Annotated in this window: 16 protein-coding genes; 5 read left to right on the plus strand and 11 right to left on the minus strand. The window is 57.3% G+C overall.

Going from position 1 to position 17,638, the window contains the following annotated elements:
• Window position 1: 1 nt before the first annotated feature.
• From TG4357_RS11195 to hmgA, 6 genes are all read right to left on the minus strand, one after another.
• Window positions 2–1,417: a pyridoxal phosphate-dependent decarboxylase family protein gene (locus TG4357_RS11195; protein WP_058262977.1), complete on the minus strand. Its 1,416-nt coding sequence runs from the start codon at window positions 1,415–1,417 to the stop codon at window positions 2–4.
• A 147-nt stretch (window positions 1,418–1,564) separates the two neighbouring features.
• Window positions 1,565–1,768 carry a DUF2783 domain-containing protein gene (locus TG4357_RS11200; RefSeq protein WP_058262978.1) on the minus strand — a complete coding sequence of 68 codons (204 nt, stop codon included), beginning with the start codon at window positions 1,766–1,768 and terminating at the stop codon, window positions 1,565–1,567.
• A 4-nt stretch (window positions 1,769–1,772) separates the two neighbouring features.
• Window positions 1,773–3,383 carry an FAD-dependent oxidoreductase gene (locus tag TG4357_RS11205; RefSeq protein WP_058262979.1) on the minus strand — a complete coding sequence of 537 codons (1,611 nt, stop codon included), beginning with the start codon at window positions 3,381–3,383 and terminating at the stop codon, window positions 1,773–1,775.
• A gap of 117 nt (window positions 3,384–3,500) precedes the next feature.
• Window positions 3,501–4,451: an MBL fold metallo-hydrolase gene (locus TG4357_RS11210; protein ID WP_058262980.1), complete on the minus strand. Its 951-nt coding sequence runs from the start codon at window positions 4,449–4,451 to the stop codon at window positions 3,501–3,503.
• 12 nt (window positions 4,452–4,463) lie between these two features.
• Complete coding sequence (gene fahA / locus TG4357_RS11215) at window positions 4,464–5,720, minus strand: fumarylacetoacetase (RefSeq protein WP_058262981.1); 1,257 nt, start codon at window positions 5,718–5,720, stop codon at window positions 4,464–4,466.
• Window positions 5,721–5,784: 64 nt separating this feature from the next.
• Complete coding sequence (gene hmgA / locus TG4357_RS11220; RefSeq protein ID WP_058262982.1) at window positions 5,785–7,146, minus strand: homogentisate 1,2-dioxygenase; 1,362 nt, start codon at window positions 7,144–7,146, stop codon at window positions 5,785–5,787.
• Window positions 7,147–7,215: 69 nt separating this feature from the next.
• On the opposite strand from hmgA, the gene TG4357_RS11225 reads away from it, so the two are divergent.
• The gene (locus tag TG4357_RS11225; protein ID WP_058262983.1) at window positions 7,216–7,653 is read left to right on the plus strand and encodes a MarR family winged helix-turn-helix transcriptional regulator; all 438 of its coding nucleotides are present in this window, start codon (window positions 7,216–7,218) and stop codon (window positions 7,651–7,653) included.
• Between the two features lie 66 nt (window positions 7,654–7,719).
• Here TG4357_RS11225 and TG4357_RS11230 read toward each other — a convergent pair whose 3' ends face one another.
• Window positions 7,720–8,529 carry a division plane positioning ATPase MipZ gene (locus TG4357_RS11230; protein WP_058262984.1) on the minus strand — a complete coding sequence of 270 codons (810 nt, stop codon included), beginning with the start codon at window positions 8,527–8,529 and terminating at the stop codon, window positions 7,720–7,722.
• Window positions 8,530–8,818: 289 nt separating this feature from the next.
• Here TG4357_RS11230 and TG4357_RS11235 point away from each other — a divergent pair, with 289 nt between their 5' ends.
• Window positions 8,819–9,532, plus strand: coding sequence for a GNAT family N-acetyltransferase (locus TG4357_RS11235; protein ID WP_058262985.1), 714 nt, complete (start codon window positions 8,819–8,821; stop codon window positions 9,530–9,532).
• Here TG4357_RS11235 and TG4357_RS11240 read toward each other — a convergent pair.
• Window positions 9,515–10,243: a response regulator gene (locus TG4357_RS11240; RefSeq protein ID WP_058262986.1), complete on the minus strand. Its 729-nt coding sequence runs from the start codon at window positions 10,241–10,243 to the stop codon at window positions 9,515–9,517. The two genes, TG4357_RS11235 and TG4357_RS11240, sit on opposite strands and share 18 nt — an antisense overlap.
• Window positions 10,244–10,404: 161 nt before the next feature.
• Between TG4357_RS11240 and mce the strand changes: the two genes are divergently transcribed.
• Window positions 10,405–10,809: a methylmalonyl-CoA epimerase gene (gene mce, locus TG4357_RS11245; protein WP_058262987.1), complete on the plus strand. Its 405-nt coding sequence runs from the start codon at window positions 10,405–10,407 to the stop codon at window positions 10,807–10,809.
• On the plus strand, window positions 10,809–11,087 hold the full coding sequence (locus tag TG4357_RS11250) for a DUF1467 family protein (protein ID WP_058262988.1): 279 nt from the start codon (window positions 10,809–10,811) through the stop codon (window positions 11,085–11,087). Before mce ends, TG4357_RS11250 begins: the two co-directional genes overlap by 1 nt.
• On the opposite strand, the gene TG4357_RS11255 is transcribed toward TG4357_RS11250, so the two are convergent.
• Entirely contained in the window at window positions 11,035–11,775 is a 741-nt protein-coding gene (locus TG4357_RS11255) for an EI24 domain-containing protein (RefSeq protein ID WP_233487483.1), read from the minus strand. The genes TG4357_RS11250 and TG4357_RS11255 overlap by 53 nt on opposite strands.
• The gene (locus TG4357_RS11260) at window positions 11,760–12,338 is read right to left on the minus strand and encodes a nitroreductase family protein (RefSeq protein WP_058262989.1); all 579 of its coding nucleotides are present in this window, start codon (window positions 12,336–12,338) and stop codon (window positions 11,760–11,762) included. The genes TG4357_RS11255 and TG4357_RS11260 overlap by 16 nt, the downstream gene beginning before the upstream one ends.
• Window positions 12,339–12,695: 357 nt before the next feature.
• Here TG4357_RS11260 and katG point away from each other — a divergent pair, with 357 nt between their 5' ends.
• On the plus strand, window positions 12,696–14,861 hold the full coding sequence (gene katG / locus TG4357_RS11270; RefSeq protein WP_058262991.1) for a catalase/peroxidase HPI: 2,166 nt from the start codon (window positions 12,696–12,698) through the stop codon (window positions 14,859–14,861).
• A gap of 367 nt (window positions 14,862–15,228) precedes the next feature.
• Here the strand turns inward: katG and TG4357_RS11275 are convergent, their stop codons facing one another.
• The gene (locus tag TG4357_RS11275) at window positions 15,229–17,208 is read right to left on the minus strand and encodes an acetoacetate--CoA ligase (protein WP_058263008.1); all 1,980 of its coding nucleotides are present in this window, start codon (window positions 17,206–17,208) and stop codon (window positions 15,229–15,231) included.
• Between the last annotated feature and the right edge of the window lie 430 nt (window positions 17,209–17,638).

Consider the following 17,638-nt stretch of genomic DNA (forward strand, 5'->3'; position numbering starts at 1 on the left):
GTCAGGCGTCCTTCAGTCGGTTGGCGGTTTCGACGATCACGTCGAAGGCAGTATCGATATCATCCTGGGTACAGTCAAATTGCCCAGCCTGGAAGCGGATCACCAGTTTGCCCCCCGTCCGGGTCTGGGTCAGGTAGATGCGGCCATCGTCGTTGATCGCGTTGATCAAGGCCAGCGTGGCGTCATCCGCATCATGCCCCTGCGGCATCCAGCGGAAGGTGAACAGCGACAACACCGGGTCGGTGACGATTTCTATATCCGGCACGGATCGCAGCCGTTCGGCCAGCGCTTGTGACCAGGTGACATGATTGCGGATCATCTGCCGCAACCCGTCCAGCCCGTAGGCGCGGATCAGGAACCACAGTTTCAGCGCCCGGAACCGGCGCCCCAAGGGCACCGACCATTCGGAATAGTTGATGATCCCATCGGCACCGTGGGTTTTCAGGTATTCCGGTTGAATCGCCAATGTGCGAGTCAGATCTTCGGGTGATTTGACGAAATGGGCCGACAGGTCGAATTGCGTCCCCAGCCATTTATGCGGGTTGAAGACGATTGAATCGGCCTTTTCCACCCCGGTCCATAAATCCCGGTATTCCGGACAGATCATCGCCGATCCGGCCCAAGCCGCATCGACATGAGTGTAAAGATCGTATTTCTTCGCAACCGCGATGGTCGCGGTCAGGTCATCACAGGCACCGGTGCCAGTGCCGCCGGTACAGGCGATCACCCCAGCGGGCAGGTATCCGGCTTGCAAATCGGCTTCGATGGCCGCGTCCAACGCTTCCGTATCCATCGAGCGCAGCGGCCCCTGGGTTGGAATACGCACCAGGTTGGCCTGACCGATCCCGGCGATCCAGATCGCCCGATCGACCGAAGTGTGAACCTCGTTCGAACAATAGATCCTCAGGGTTTTCTGTCCCGGCAACCCGTTCGCATTACCATCCCAGCCCAGCGCGCGTTCGCGCATCACCAACACAGCGGCCAGCGTCGCCGAGGATGCGCTGTCCTGAATGACACCGGAAAAACCCGTGGGCAGGCCCAGCGACTGGCGCAGCCAGTCCATCATCCTTGTTTCCATTTCGGTCGCCGCCGGAGAGGTCTGCCACAACATGCATTGCGGTGCCATCGCGGTGACCAGGTTGTCGGCCAGAACGGCGGCAGGCGAGGCGTTGGAGGGGAAATAGGCGAAGAAGCGGGGATGCTGCCAATGGGTGATGCCGGGCATCACGATGGCTTCGAAATCCGCAACAATATCTTCGATCGGCTGCGGTGCATCGGGGGGCGCGGCCGGAAGTTGCGCCATCACTTCGCCGGGTTTGGTCTGTGCCCGCACCGGACGGTCGCGCAAACCGGCATGATACTGCGCGGCCCAATCCGCTGCCCATTTGCCCCATTTGGGGAACTCGCTCCAGCGCATAGACACCTCCCTAACAAATTAACATGTTAATTAACATATGTGCCGAATGACCGGCAAGGGAAATCGACCATCCACAACCAGCGAGGTCAAGAATCAAAAAGCGGCCCAAGTTGGGCCGCTTTGTTTTTTTCGGCAGCGCAGGGGCTACTACGTCTCTTCATTCGCCACTTGCGACGCGGCAGCCAGCGCTTCGCGCAGTACCGCGCGATCACCAATATGGTTGGCAAGGATCAGGATCAACCGCGCGTTCAGCGCGTCGCTTTCCGCCTTGCTGCGGCCTTCGTGGATGGCCAGCAATTCAGCATAGAAATCGTCGGCATTTGCGATATTGGGCGTCAGGGTCAGGGACATCTGCTTACTCCTTGCCAATGGCGCGGCGGATCGCGGCGCGGGTTGCGGCTTCGTCGAATTTTTCCCAGCGGGCGGCGACATGTTGATCCGGGCGGATCAGATAGACGGCACTTTGCGCCTCCCCAAGATAGCGTTCGGCCAAGGCCGGATCGAGCGCTTCGCTATAGAGCGACAGGCTGCCGACCTTGATCCCGCTTTCTTCCAACTCTGCTGGGGCGTCGGTATTGATCGCCATCAGGGTGAAATCGTTGCCAAGCCGCTGCAGCAGGTATCCTTCGTCCAGCGGTGCATCGGAACAGGACGATCCCGGGCGCGACCGCTCCGGGCCACCGGGCAATGCATCGGGCGTGTTCAACGCCGAACCGTCATAGGTGCAAGGCACCGAAAGCCGGCCGGAATTGACCAGCGGACGGGCGAATTCATAATGTTCGGACAGGTCCAGAACCGCATCGCGGAATCCACGGCTGATATCCGATTTCGGGGTAATGAAATCGGTCGAGCGCGAAGAATTGAGAATGTTCTCGTCGGCGCCATGGACCCGTTCAACGTCATAGCTGTCGAGCAGGCTTTCAGGCGCAAGCCCGTCGATCACCAGCTTGAGCTTCCAGATCAGGTTGTCGGTGTCCTGCAATCCCGAATTGGCCCCACGCGCTCCAAACGGCGACACCTGATGCGCCGCATCACCCGCAAAGATCACCCGGTTGTGACGGAATTTTTCCATCCGGCGACACTGGAACGTATAAATAGACACCCATTCCAGATCGAATTTCACATCGTCGCCCAACATCGCCTTCAGGCGGGGAATGACGTTTTCGGGTTTCTTTTCTTCTTCCTTGTCGATGTCCCAGCCAAGCTGCAGGTCAATCCGCCAGACCCCGTCGGGCTGTTTGTGCAGCAGCGCCGATTGTCCCTTGTTGAAGGGCGGGTCGAACCAGAACCAGCGTTCGGTGGGAAACTCGGCCTCCATGATCACATCGGCAATCAGGAAGTTATCTTCGAAAATCCGACCGACGAAATCCAGTCCCAGCATCGACCGGATCGGCGATGCAGCACCATCGCAGGCAATCAACCAATCTGCCTCGACCGTGTAGGGGCCTTCGGGCGTATCGATCAGAACCGTCGTGTGATCGCCCTTGTCTTCGACCTTCAGAACCTTGTTGTTTCCGCGCAACTCGATCGACGCGCCTTCGGTTTCAAGTTCACGAAGACGGTTCAGAAGATATTCTTCGAAGTAATATTGCTGCAGGTTGATAAAGGCGGGGAATTCGTGACCATCCTCGGGCAACAGGTTGAAATCGTAAACCTGACGGGTATCAAAGAACACCTTGCCCTGATTCCATACCACGCCTTTGTCGACCATCGGATGGCCACAACCAAGCCGGTCCAGGATTTCCAGTGGCCGTTTGGCGAAACAGATCGCACGACTGCCCCAACTGACCTTGTCGTTGTCATCCACGACAACGACTTCTATCCCCTGTTGCGCCAAATCGATAGCAGCGCCAAGCCCGATCGGCCCAGCGCCCACCACGACGGCCTTGTGACGCACCGGCTCCGCCACATCCTGATCGGCGCTGCGGGCATAAGGGTAGAGGGGGGTTTCGAAAATCTTGTTCATCTGGTTCCTCCCAGCATAAGACAAATCTCTCTTGTTCCCCTGCGCCTATGGCCCAAGGGGGGTCGGGATATCCCGATCGGAACGCCCCGTGACAGGGCGTTCCCTTTGGCTCTAATCTCAGCCCTGCAACTGTTCCCACATTTCCAGATCGCGCTGGGCGGTCCAGATCCGCGGGGTTTCGATGCCGCGCGCTTCGTCATAAGCGCGTGCCACGTTGAACGGCAGGCAATGTTCATAAATCGCGTAATCGGCAAATTTTGGGTCGCATTCGGCACGCACCGCGTCCCAGGCTTCCTTCAGCGATCCACCGCGCGCGGCGACGCGGGCCGCCGGGCGATAGGTGCTCGCCACGAAATCGCGGGTGTTTTCGATCGCCGCATTGACCATTTCGGAACCGACCAAAGCATCGCCCCGGCCCGGCGCGATGGCGTCGACATCAAACCATTTGATCGCGTCAAGCGTGTCGCCCCAATCGGCGAAATGACCGTCGCCGCAATAGCAGGCCGAATGGTATTCGACGATATCGCCAGTGAACATCACGTTCTGATCGGGCACATGGATCACCGCATCGCCTGCGGTATGGGCACGACCCAGATGCATGATATCGACCCGGCGATTGCCTAGGTAAACAGTCATGCTGTCGCTAAACGTGGTCGTGGGGAAGGTCAGGCCGGGGATGCTTTCATGGCCTTCGAACAGACGCGGGAAGCGTTGAAATTCGCTGTCCCAGTCTTCCTGACCCCGTTCCACCACCATACCACGCGCGGCGTCGGACATGATGATCTGCTGCGCACCGAAGGCCGAAGCCCCCAAAACACGCACCGCGTGGTAGTGGGTCAGCGCCACATGGGTGATTGGTTTGTCGGTCACAGACCGCACACATTCGATCACCTTGTTGGCCAGCCGCGGGGTGGCCTGTGCCTCGACGATCATCACGCTGTCGTCGCCGATGATGACGCCCGAGTTCGGGTCGCCTTCGGCGGTGAAAGCATAAAGCCCTTCCCCCACCTCGGTGAAGCTGATGGTTTTTTCGGTCATGTCCCCTTGGGACGCGAATGCCTTGGCCATTTTGGTATTCCTTTAGCGTTTGTAAGGGTCATCAAGAGCGGGCAAAACCTTTCCCACACAGGTGCCGAAACCGATGGTATATCCATCGCCCTTTGCCGCGCCTTTCAGCGTCAGCGTGTCATTGTCTTCGATGAAGCTACGGGTCTCTCCTGTGGGTAGCGTCAGCGGTTCCTTACCACCCCAGCTGAGTTCCAGAAGTGAACCGCGGCTTTCCTTGGTGGTACCGGATATGGTGCCCGATCCCAGCAGGTCGCCGGTATTCATCGGGCAACCGCTGGTGCTGTGATGGGCCAGCTGCTGCGCGGCGGAATAATACATTTCCTTGTAATTGGTCCGCGTGATGGTGCTTTCGGTGCTGCCCTCGGGCTGCATCGTCACCTCAAGGTCGATGTCATAGAGCATCGGACCGCAATCCTTGAGATGGTCCAGCAACGCGACCTCGCGCGTCGGCGTATCGCAACGGAACGGATTCAACGCTGCCTTGGTCACGATCCACGGACTGATCGTGGTCGCCGTCGCCTTGGCCTGGAACGGGCCCAATGGCTGATATTCCCAAGCCTGAATGTCGCGTGCCGACCAATCGTTCAACAGCACGTAACCGAAGATGTTGTTGTCGGCTTCCTGAACCGAAATCGGCCCATCGGACGAAGTGCCGACGATGGCCCCCATCTCAAGTTCGATATCAAAACGGCGCGATGGCAGAAAGGCAGGCATGTCATGTTCGGGCGATTTCAACTGCCCCCAGGGGCGACGCACATCGGTCCCCGACACCACCACCGACGACGCGCGGCCATTGTAACCGATCGGAATATGAAGCCAGTTCGGCGGCAGCGCGTTTTCCGGGCCGCGGAACATGGTGCCGACGTTCACCGCATGATTCTTGCCAGCATAGAAATCGGTATATTCGCTGACCGCGAAGGGCAAGTGCATCTGCGCCTCGACCATCGGAACCAGCAACGGTTCGACCGTGGCACGGTCGGCCGATCCTTCCGACAGCAGCGCGATCAGCCGTTCGCGCAGCGCGGCCCAGACGGCGGGGCCTTCTTCCATCAGTTCGTTCCAGAACGGAACGTCGAACAGCGGATAATCGGTCAGCGCGATCAGATCTTCGGACTCGGCCGCGGTCACGTCAAAGATCATGTCGCCGATCGCGACGCCGCAGCGCGGATCGCCGTCTTCGGTCGAGAACACGCCATAGGGCAGGTTGTTCAGCGGGAAAGGGTGGTTGGCGTCGTTGGCGCTGTCCACCCAGGATTTCATCAGGGTCATTCGCGTTTCCTTTTTGCACGGGCGGTAGGACGTTGCCCACCGGCCACGTTCATTTCTTGCCCGGTTATTTCTTACCCGGCGTACCGTCGAATTTCTTTTCGATATCCGACCAGCAATCGATGTAATCGTCCTGTAGCGGCGCTTCTTTCGCGGCGAATGCCGTCAGGTGCTGCGGGAAGCGGGTTTCGAACATGAAACTCATGGTATTTTCAAGCTTTTCAGCCTTCAGATCGGCGTTCGACGCGCCTTCAAAGGCGTTCTTGTCCGGTCCGTGCGGCAGCATCATGTTGTGCAGGCTCATGCCGCCGGGAATGAAGCCCTGTGGTTTGGCGTCATACTGACCGTAAATGTTGCCCATCAGTTCCGACATGATGTTCTTGTGATACCATGGCGGGCGGAAGGTGTCTTCGGCAACCATCCAGCGTTCACGGAACAGCACGAAATCGATATTGGCAGTGCCCGGCACGCCGGACGCGGCGGTCAGCACAGTGAAAATCGATGGATCAGGATGATCGAACAAGATCGACCCGACCGGGCAATAGGTCCGCAGATCGTATTTCACCGGGGCGTAATTACCATGCCATGCAACCACGTCGAGCGGCGAATGACCGATCTTCGTTTCATGGAACTGACCGCACCATTTGATCGTCACGATCGAGTCTGCATCTCGGTCTTCGAACGCCGCCACCGGCGTTTTGAAATCGCGCCGGTTCGCCATGCAGTTGGCGCCGATTGGTCCGCGCCCCGGCAATTCGAATTTCTGACCGTAGTTTTCACAGACAAAGCCACGGCAGGGGCCTTCCAATACCTCGACCCGGTACAGCAATCCGCGCGGTAGGATGGCGATTTCCTTCGGTTCCAGATCGATGATCCCCAGTTCGGTACAAAACCGCAACCGGCCCTCCTGAGGCACCACCAGAAGTTCGGAATCGGCGGAATAGAAATAGCTGTCGACCATCGAATCCGTGACCAGATAGATATGGCTCGCCATGCCGACTTGGGTATTCACATCCCCTGCGGTCGTCATCGTGCGCATCCCGGTCAGCCATGTCTGACCGGTGTCGGACACCGGCACCGGGTCCCAGCGATACTGGCCCAGTGAAATCACGTCGGGATCGACATTGGGCGCCGATTTCCAATAGGGCAGTTCGATCTTTTCATAGCGATGCGAATGCTTGACCGAAGGCCGGATACGATAACACCAAGTGCGTTCGTTTTGATGGCTGGGCGCGGTGAAAGCTGTTCCCGAAAGCTGTTCACCGTAAAGACCATAATCGCATTTCTGCGGGCTGTTCATGCCCTGCGGCAATGCACCGGGCAGTGCTTCGGTTTCGAAGTCGTTGCCAAAACCCGGCATATAGCCGGGGGTGGTCCCTGCAGGGGTCGGAGCCTGCACGAAAGCGTGCGGTTTCGTCTGGTGATTCATGGCGCGTCCTCCTTTTCGCTTGTCCTGTTAATAGTTGTTTTTGTAACTAACAACCAAAGGAGCCAGAAAATGACAGAAAAAGATGATTTCGATTTGCAGAATTTCCTGCCCTATCTTTTAAACCAAGCCGCCGAAGAAAGCAGCCTTGCCTTTCAACAGGTTTACAAAGACCGCTACGGGATGCTCAGAACCGAATGGCGGGTACTGTTTCATCTCGGTATCTATGGCCGGATGACAGCCAAGGAAATCGGCACGCGGTCCAAGATGCATAAAACCAAGATCAGCCGCGCCGTGGCGCGGCTTGGTGAACGCCGCTTCCTGACCCGTCAACAGGACATCAAGGATCGGCGTCTGGAATATTTGGAACTGACCCATCTGGGCCGAACCGCTTATCACGATCTGCTGACCGTGGCCCAAACCTATGATAACAGGTTGTCGGCCAGCCTGAGCCCGGACGAAAACAAGGTATTGCGCCAAGTGTTGCGCAAATTGGCCAAGATGGGTTGACCCCCGTGGTCGACCTGCGGACCAAAGAAACCGCCGAAGGTCTCCGTCCGGAATGACCGCCGGATCTCAGAAATCCGGCGTGACTCCCGGCAAGTTCAGCGCCTTGATCAAATCGCGCAGTTCTTGCCGTGCAGCGACATTCGAAATGTTCAGGCTGGTCACGCCAATATCCTTGAGGTCCAGCAAAGTCAGGCCGCGCGGGAACAATTCACGGAAGATGACCCGTTCATTGAACCCCGGGGCCACCCGGAACCCGATCCTTTTGGCCAGATTGTCCAGCGCCTGACCCATCTTTTCCTTGTTCACCATATGCTGTGCGCCCAGTCGGTTGCGCAAAACGATCCAGTCGATCGGTTTCAGCCCGGCCTGCGCCCGAAGCTGCCGGGCATTCCAGACCATTTCAGAATAAACCGAAGGACCAAGGATTTTTTTACCATCCGGGTCAACTTTGGCCAGCAGGTCGAAATCGACAAAACTGTCATTCAACGGGGTAACCAAGGTATCGGCCAGCGAATGTGCCACCTGACTCAGTCTGGTATGCGATCCGGGGCAGTCGATCATGATGAAATCATGTTCGGGTTCCAGCGCGGCAATGGCCGCCGAAAGCCGATGGTCATAGGGGTTTTCACCCGGTTTGAGCTGGTCTTGCTCAACGCTGGGCAGGTCGTAATAGTCCGGGCTTGGCAGGTTCAAGCCAGATTTTTCAAGGAAATTCTTACGATTTTCGACATAACGGCCAAAGGTTTTCTGGCGCAGGTCAAGATCCAGAACACCCACTTTATGCCCCATCCGCGCCAACGCCGTGGCGATATGCATCGACACGGTCGATTTGCCCGCACCACCTTTTTCATTCCCGACGACAATAATATGCGCCATTGGATACTGTCCCCTATACCTGCCTTGTTCCGGCCGATTTACCACAGGATATGGTGTCGGCGGAATTTTGCAAAGGATTGTTATTCTATTTGGAGGCTTCATTGGCATGTGTTGCAAGAATATGGAAGAGCCCCGCAGAAAACCGTTACAATGATGTGGGACGGCGACGCCTTGGCCAGCTGTCGCGGTTCACCCGGGCGACGGAAATCCGCGCGTCCTGGGCTTTGTTTCTCTCTTTCATCCCCTTCGCAGGGCCGTTAGCGTGAGACCACGAAGAACGGAGATCTTAATGCCCGGACAGACCAAAACCGACGCAGCGCTAAGAAACTGGAAAACCCCACCTGCCCCCACCGGCGCAGTGTTGGAAGGTCGATATGCGCGGCTGGAAAAACTGTCGGCGGATCGCCATGCGGCCTTGCTGTACCGCAGCTTCGAAGGTCATGATGCGGTCTGGGATTACCTTCCTTATGGTCCATTCCATTCGGCAGCAGCTTATCACCGCTGGATGCGCGATGTAACGCAGGACGACGATCCGTTATTCTATGCGATCAGGGATAGTGAAACTGGTCGGTTCGGCGGGGTTGCCAGCTATCTGCGGATCACCCCTGGCATGGGGGTAATTGAATTGGGTCATATCAACCTGTCCCCTGCGTTGCAAAAAACGCGGGCCGCGACCGAAGCTTTCTTTCTCATGATGAAATGGGCCTTCGATCAGGGATATCGTCGGTTCGAATGGAAATGCGACGCCGGCAACATCGGGTCGCGCCGTGCCGCACAGCGTTTGGGGCTAAGCTATGAAGGCATTTTTCGACAACACCTGATCGTGAAAGGGCGCAATCGCGATACCGCATGGTTCGCCGCCACGGATCAGGAATGGCCCGCGCTGCAAGAAGCCTTCACCTTTTGGCTGTCGCCCGGTAATTTCGACGCAAACGGTCGGCAAAAAGAACGATTGGGCGACCTGACCGGATTGGTGCGGGTCAGTTCAGATCCGGTTCTTTGACCCCGGGCCAGTGCTCAGGCGGTTCTGGATCAATCCGGCGATCCGCGCGACAGGGGGGCAGCAGGAGCTGTGCTGCATCCGCACGATAGCTAATTCTTCGCCAGCCGATAACAGCGACTTGTCGCCCGCGATATGCGCCACACTGGACAGAAATTGCGCAACGTAATCCAATGTCTTGCCAGATGGATCGTCAGTCAGCAATCTTAGAAGAAGCAACAAATCCTCGGCGTAGGCGACAGCATCGGGACAGACCACATCGTCATTGACGATACGCGGCCCCATCGGGTGGTAATCTTCCGGCAGCAATGAAAGAACCAGTTCCTGAAAGCTCGCCAGACTGCGGACCGGTTTGAGCAAGAAACCATCGGCACCGGCGGTACTCACCGCGTCGGCAACCGCATCGTCACCGCAGGTTCCCAGAATGACACTGATACGCGGTTTGGCCCGGTGTAATTTTTCAATCAGTTGCAGACCATCGCCATCGGGCAGGCCAAGATCGACGCTGATCACAGTGGGTTGATACGCTGACAAATGCCGCTCTGCCGATGTCAGGCTATCGGCACGGCGAATCCGCGCGCCGCTGCGCAGGCACAAAAGGCGCATCGCGTCAGAGGCGTAACGACTGTCTTCGACCACCAGCACCGTCACCCCCTGCAATGGCCGACTTGGCGTCGGAAATCGGGCAATTTCGAAAAGATCGCTATCGTCCATTCTGATATCCTTTCCAAAACTGAAACGTCCCAGCATCACGCGGTTCTGGCTAAGGTTGCGTTAACGGGTCGGTACCGCTTCTGCGTCCCCCTGTCTCTTGCACCACGACGCAGCAACCCGCATAAGGACTGCCAAGCTTTGCCAGATTAAGGAGACCAGAAATGATCGGCCGCCTGAACCATGTCGCCATCGCCGTTCCTGACTTGGACGCCGCATCGGAACAATACCGCTCAGCCTTGGGTGCCAAAGTCGGGGAACCGCAGGACGAACCCGATCACGGCGTGACCGTGGTATTCATCGAATTGCCCAATACCAAGATCGAACTGCTGTACCCGCTGGGCGATGACAGCCCGATCAACGGCTTTCTGGAAAAGAACCCTTCAGGCGGCATTCATCATGTCTGCTATGAAGTCGACGACATCATCGCCGCGCGCGATCACCTGAAGGAAACCGGCGCCCGCGTTCTGGGAACCGGCGAGCCCAAGATCGGTGCCCATGGCAAGCCGGTGCTGTTCCTTCACCCGAAAGATTTCAACGGCTGCCTAGTGGAACTGGAACAGGTCTGATGGGTCCCACCTCTGCTATTGTCCTGTTCGCGGTGATCTGGTTCATGACCTTCTTCATCATATTGCCACTGCGCCTGAAAACCCAAGGCGATGTCGGGACAGTTGTGCCGGGCACCCATGCCGGCGCCCCGCAAGAACATCACCTGAAAAAGAAGGCGATCATTACCACGATCATCTCCGTTTTATTGTGGTGCATCATTGCCGGCATCATCCTGACGGGCACGATCACCGTACGGGATTTCGACTGGTTCCACCGGATGGCACAGCCCGACCTGTAAGCCTGTGATAGATATGGGTGAACGTGGCCGCGCCAAGGATCGGGATCAGCAGGTTCACAAGCGGCACTGACAACGGCACCGCCATCAGGGTTCCAGCGGCCCAGATCGTGACGCGATAGCGTTTTCGCAAAACCTTTGCCTCGGCCCGACCAACCCTGCGGATCGCGGCAAGGGTGAAATATTCCATGCCCAGCAAATACCCGTTCATTCCCCAGAAAATGAACAGAGCGGCAGGTGAAAAAATCACATACAACAACACCGCCAGCAGGTTGGCGGCAATGATGATACCCAGAAAATTGACGGTATCCTTCACCGCTTCGAAAAATCCGACATTATGCGCCGGTGGCAGATGCGGGTAATGCCGATCCTCGACCGCTTGCGCGACTTCGTCGAGAAACATCGACGTGATGGCCGACGCAACCGGCACCATCAGGAACACCGATAACACGATCATCACGAAGAAACTTGACCAGCTCAGCAGATCGTCAAGCCACGTCACCGGACCGATCAGCGGAATGACCGCTTCATCCCCGACGGTGGATTGCAGAAACCACAAGAACCCCGCAAACACCGCAACCAGCAGTGCAAAAGTCAACACGACGCCCAGAAACAGCACCCTGCGGAACCGACGGTCACCAATTTGACCCAGCGCGGCAAAGAAGGACGAAAAAATTATTCCGAAAGCCATTGGGTGATGTTCTCCAAATCCGGACGGGGACGGTCAGACGGGGCAGATTTTTCGGTACCTATATGAATGAACCCGGCAACCCGTTCATCCTCGGCCAGCCCCAAAGCGTCGGTCATGAAACCGCGATCATGGCTGGGCCAGCCCGACAACCAATTTGCGCCCCATCCCGACGCCAGCGCGGCATTCAGCATTGCCAGGCAGACCGCCCCGGCGGAATAGGTCAGTTCCAGCGCGGGGACCTTGTCAGTCGGTTTGATGATTTCGATCACCGCCACGACCAGATTGCCGTTAGCGAATTGATCCACCCCCTTGGCGATCCGGTCCGGGTCCAATTCCAACGCATCCCCCCGAGTCCGCGCGATCCCGGCCAGTCGCTCAAGCGCGGGTTTTTCCATGACGATGAAACGCCAAGGTTCCAACTTGCCATGATCGGGTGTCCGCGCAGCAGCGGTCAGGATCGGCACCAATTCGTCGCGATTGGGAACCGGGGTGATCAAAGTCTTGGCCGGACGGGACCTGCGCGTCAGCAGGAATTCCAAGGCGGCAGGATTTTTTTCGGGCATGGTCTTCTTTCATGTCTACAACAATCCTTATGTCGGCCCTGCGCGACGATGGGTCAAGCCGTTGCCGGGAACTAATTGGGTCTGCGCAGGGGATTAAAACGCCGGTCACACCAACCGGGATCGAAGATCACCAGATCGGCTTTCTGACCCTGATTTCAAAATCTCTCATAACCAATAACTATCAAAGCCATCAGAAAATGAAACTTCTTCTAATGCTTCTCTTGACTTAGAGTTATTCCAGAACTGGGAGGAATCGCTCTGCCGTGGGAGGAAACGCACAAGACAGCGCATCCCTCGGTGACGGCGGCATTCATTTCCTGCGCGATTTGAATCGAAACACAAAATGGGAGACCACAGATGGATGGAAACGATATCGGCAAATGCCCGGTGATGCATGGCGCAATCACTGCCAATGATAAAACCGTCATGGATTGGTGGCCGAATGCACTCAATCTCGACATCTTGCATCAGCACGACTCCAAGACAAATCCGATGGGCGAAGATTTCGACTATCGTGAAGAACTCAAGAAGCTCGACGTGGAAGCGCTGAAGAAAGACATGCACGCGTTGATGACCGATAATCAGGATTGGTGGCCTGCCGATTACGGTCACTATGGCGGCTTGATGATCCGCATGGCCTGGCACTCGGCGGGGTCCTACCGATTGGCCGATGGCCGTGGCGGTGCAGGCTGTGGCAACATCCGTTTCGCACCGCTCAATTCCTGGCCCGATAACGGCAACCTGGACAAGGCGCGTCGCCTGCTTTGGCCGCTCAAGAAGAAATACGGCAATAAGGTTTCCTGGGCCGACCTGATCATTCTGGCCGGGACCATAGCCTATGAATCGATGGGCCTGAAAACCTTCGGCTTCGGGTTTGGTCGCCAAGACATATGGCACCCGGAAATCGATACCTATTGGGGTGCTGAAAAGGAATGGTTGGCGCCGTCTGACGAACGCTACGAAGATGTCGGCAACCCCGCCACGATGGAAAACCCGCTGGCCGCCGTGCAGATGGGTCTGATCTATGTGAACCCAGAAGGGGTGAACGGCAATCCCGACCCGCTGAAGACCGCCGCACAAGTGCGTGAAACCTTCGCCCGCATGGCGATGGACGACGAAGAAACTGCAGCGCTGACCGCCGGGGGCCACACCGTGGGCAAGGCGCATGGCAACGGCGATGCCAGTGTGCTTGGCGCGGAACCAGAAGCCGCAGGCGTCGAAAATCAGGGGCTGGGCTGGATCAATCCGAACATGGACGGCAAAGCCACCAACGCGGTCACTTCGGGCGTCGAAGGCGCCTGGACCACCAACCCGACCACTTTCGACATGGGTTATTTCGAACTGCTGTTCGGCTATGACTGGGAATTGACCAAAAGCCCCGCTGGCGCAAACCAGTGGCAACCGTTCGACATCACCGAAGACCACATGCCGGTTGACGCGACCGACCCTTCGGTCCGCCGTATGCCGATGATGACCGATGCCGACATGGCAATGAAAGTGGACCCGGCCTATCGCGCCATCTGCGAAAAATTCATGGCCGACCCGGATTATTTCAAGGACACCTTTGCCCGCGCATGGTTCAAACTGACCCACCGCGACATGGGGCCGAAGGCGCGTTATGTCGGTCCCGACGTTCCGGGCGAAGAACTGATCTGGATGGATCCAATCCCGGCTGGTCCGGACAACTACGATATCGGAGCCATCAAGTCGAAAATCGCGGCTTCTGGCCTGTCGGTTTCCGATCTGGTTTCAACCGCTTGGGACAGCGCCCGCACCTATCGCGGCTCTGACATGCGCGGCGGTGCGAATGGTGCCCGTATCCGCCTTGCTCCGCAAAAAGACTGGGACGGCAACGAACCGGCCCGTCTGGCCAAGGTTCTGGCCGTTCTGGAACCGATCGCGGTGGAATATGGCGCAAGCATTGCTGATGTCATCGTTCTGGCCGGAAACGTCGGTATCGAACAGGCGGCCAAGGCAGCCGGTCACGATCTTTCGGTTCCATTTGCACCCGGCCGCGGCGACGCAACCGACGACATGACCGATGCAGCATCCTTCGATGTATTGGAACCCGTTGCCGACGGTTTCCGCAACTGGATGAAGAAGGACTATGTGGTCAGTGCCGAAGAAATGTTGCTCGACCGGGCCCAGTTGATGGGGCTGACAGCGCATGAGATGACCGCGCTGATCGGCGGTATGCGGGTTCTGGGCACCAACCACGGCGGCACTGCGCATGGCGTGTTCACCGACCGTGCCGGGGCGCTGACGAACGATTTCTTCGTCAACCTGACCGACATGGGCAATCAATGGAAACCGACGGGCAGCAATGCGTATGACATCGTTGATCGCAATTCCGGCGATACCAAATGGACAGCCACCCGCGTTGATCTGGTATTTGGCTCGAATTCGGTCCTGCGCGCCTATGCAGAAGTTTACGCCCAGGACGATAATCAAGCCAAATTCGTTCGTGATTTCGTGGCCGCCTGGACCAAGGTGATGAACGCCGACAGGTTCGATTTGGCCTAACCCGCCCAAGTGAAAACATATCTATGAAAACAGACTGGGCGCCGCATGAACCTGTGGTGCCCAGTTCAGCTTTTCTTTGGTCAACCTGTTATCCGAATTGCGACCGCCCCCCTTCGGGCCCGGGAAGAGTGTTGATCTGAATATCCTAGCCCCAAATGCCTATGACGCGCTTGGCGAGATTGTTGATCGATATCATTTTTTCGGAACCGATATTGACCGGACCGCATAAGACGTGTCGTCGCTTCGATGCAAAGGAAAGACCGCGTCTGCCGACCGCGACCCCCACACATCGCTGTCATATAACTGCTGCAACTCGGCCTTCACATCCAGGCATCCAGACCCTCGGACGTGAAGGCCAATCACCGGATCAGCCCGCCTGCGCGTGGAAATCCTCCGCGAAGCTGTCATACCAGCTCAGGCAGTCCGGGTTGGACATAGCATCCGGCGTGGCAACCTCGGCCATTTCCTGCCCCAGCAGACGCCGCTTGATCGGAACCTCCAGTTTCTTGCCGGTCAGCGTATAGGGAATATCCGGCGCGACCTCGATCCGGTTGGGGATATGATGCGGTGACACCTTGCTTTTCAAAGCCGCGATAATGGCTTCTTTCATACCTAGGGTCAGGGACGATCCTTCTGCCATCTTTAGAAACAGGATCATGCAAGACGGTTTGCCCAGATATTCCAGATCCACAACAAGGCTGTCATCGACGCCCTCCATTTCATCGACTACGCGGTAGATGTCGGCCGTCCCCATCCGGATGCCATGGCGGTTGATCGTGGCGTCGGAACGGCCGTATATGATCGCCCCACCTTCCGACGTGACCTTGACCCAGTCGCCTTGGCGCCAGACCCCAGGATAGGTATCAAAATAGCTGCCATGCAGGCGGCTTCCATCTTCGTCCCCCCAGAAAAACAGCGGCATCGAAGGCATTGGCGTTGTACAGACCAGCTCGCCTACTTCGTCATAGATCGGTTTGCCCTGCGCGTCATAAGCATACACCCCGGCCCCAAGCGCACGGCACTGCATTTCACCAATGCGGACCGGCAGCGTGGGTGCCCCAGCCAAGAAGACCCCTGCCAGATCGGTGCCCCCGGCGATGGGCGCAATCCAAATATCGCTCCGCGCCTGTTCATACACCCATTGATACGCTTCCGGCGGCAACGGCGACCCGGTAGACCCAAGCATCCTGAGCTTGCTCAGATCCGCTTGTTCGCGCGGCACAATACCGTTTTTCATGCACAGCGTGTACCACGCAGCCCCGGCTCCAAACAGGGTCACATCGGCCCGTTCGATGAACCGCCACAGACGCCCCGCGTCGGGGAAACTCGGGCTTCCCTCGGCCAAAGCGATGGTGGCCCCGGTCAGCAAACCGGCGACCTGACAGTTCCACATGATCCAGCCGGTAGAGGTGTACCAGCTGAACACATCATCCGGGCCGACATCGCAATGCAGCCCCAGCAGCTTCAGTTGTTCAAGCACGACGCCGCCGTGTCCATGGACGATCGCCTTGGGGCTGCCGGTGGTGCCGGACGAATAAACCACCCAAAGAGGATGATCGAAGGGCACCATTGTTGGCTCAAACGGGGCATCCTGCGTCGCCGTCATATCTGCCCAATCATGCCGCGCAAGCCTGCCATGCGCGACCCCGTCAGCGGAATCCATCGAAATCCAGGCCTCTAATGTGGGCAAGCCTGCCAACAATTGTGAAACTTCGGCACTGCGATCATACGCACGTCCGTTAAATGTATATCCCGAAACGGTCAGAATCGCCTTGGGTTCGATTTGCCGGAACCGCTCCAGCACGGTGGCGGCCCCCATATCGGGCGCACATAGGGACCAGATTGCCCCAATGCTAACCGTCGCCAGAAAGGCGATGATCGTGTCGGGCGTATTGGGCAGATAGGCCACCACACGATCCCCTTGTTCGACCCCCAGCTTACGCAGCGATTCAGCCATCGCTGCCGTTTTCTGTTCAAGCGTTGTCCAGTCAACCTCGGTCAAGGTCCCGTCCTCCGCCTCGTGGCGGATGGCACACCGGTCAGGGCGGACATGGCTGAACACATGCGCGGCGTAATTCACAGTCGCGCCCGGGAACCAGACAGCGCCTGGCATATCTCTTCGTTCCAGTTCAGTGCGGTACGGAGTCGGCGATTGCACCTTTCCCCAGTCAAAGATTGCCGCCCAGAATGCTGCGGGTTGCTCAACCGACCATTCCCACAGCGCCGCGTAATCCGCAAAGTTCAAACCTTCACGCTGTTCAAGCCAGCGCATGAAAGCTGACATGTTGCTGTTGTCCGCAAATGTAGCCGTGGGGGTCCATGCGGGGGCGTTTTCACGTATCTTCATAGCGTCGATCAAATCCAAACTGCGCACAGAAAAAAAACCGTGCTGTTTCATACACAAGAGTTGATCAAAGGTGTCATAAAATGGGGCGCTTCGTCCACGGCAAATTCAGCACAATGTATCAATGCCCTAGTGTCCTTCGCCGGCCTCATCCGGGGGATGACTTCTTATGGGGAAAGCGGCGGTTTGACCTGCCTCATCTCAGTTTGAGCATTATTTTTGCTTCTGGTTGGGTTTGAAGCTCGTTAGTTTATGGGGGTTTATATACTTAATAGGGGAGCAAAATTACTTTTGGATAATATCGCGCTAAAATGAATGTCTGTAGTGTCGTTTAGGTAATCAACGGCGCGTGACTGCCCCTACTTAAGACGCAAGGACATCAAAATGGCTCAGCAAACGATCACAGCAAACACCCGCGATATCCTCAAGCAGG

It is taken from the genome of Thalassovita gelatinovora (assembly GCF_001458355.1).
GTDB classification, from domain to species: Bacteria; Pseudomonadota; Alphaproteobacteria; order Rhodobacterales; family Rhodobacteraceae; genus Thalassobius; species Thalassobius gelatinovorus.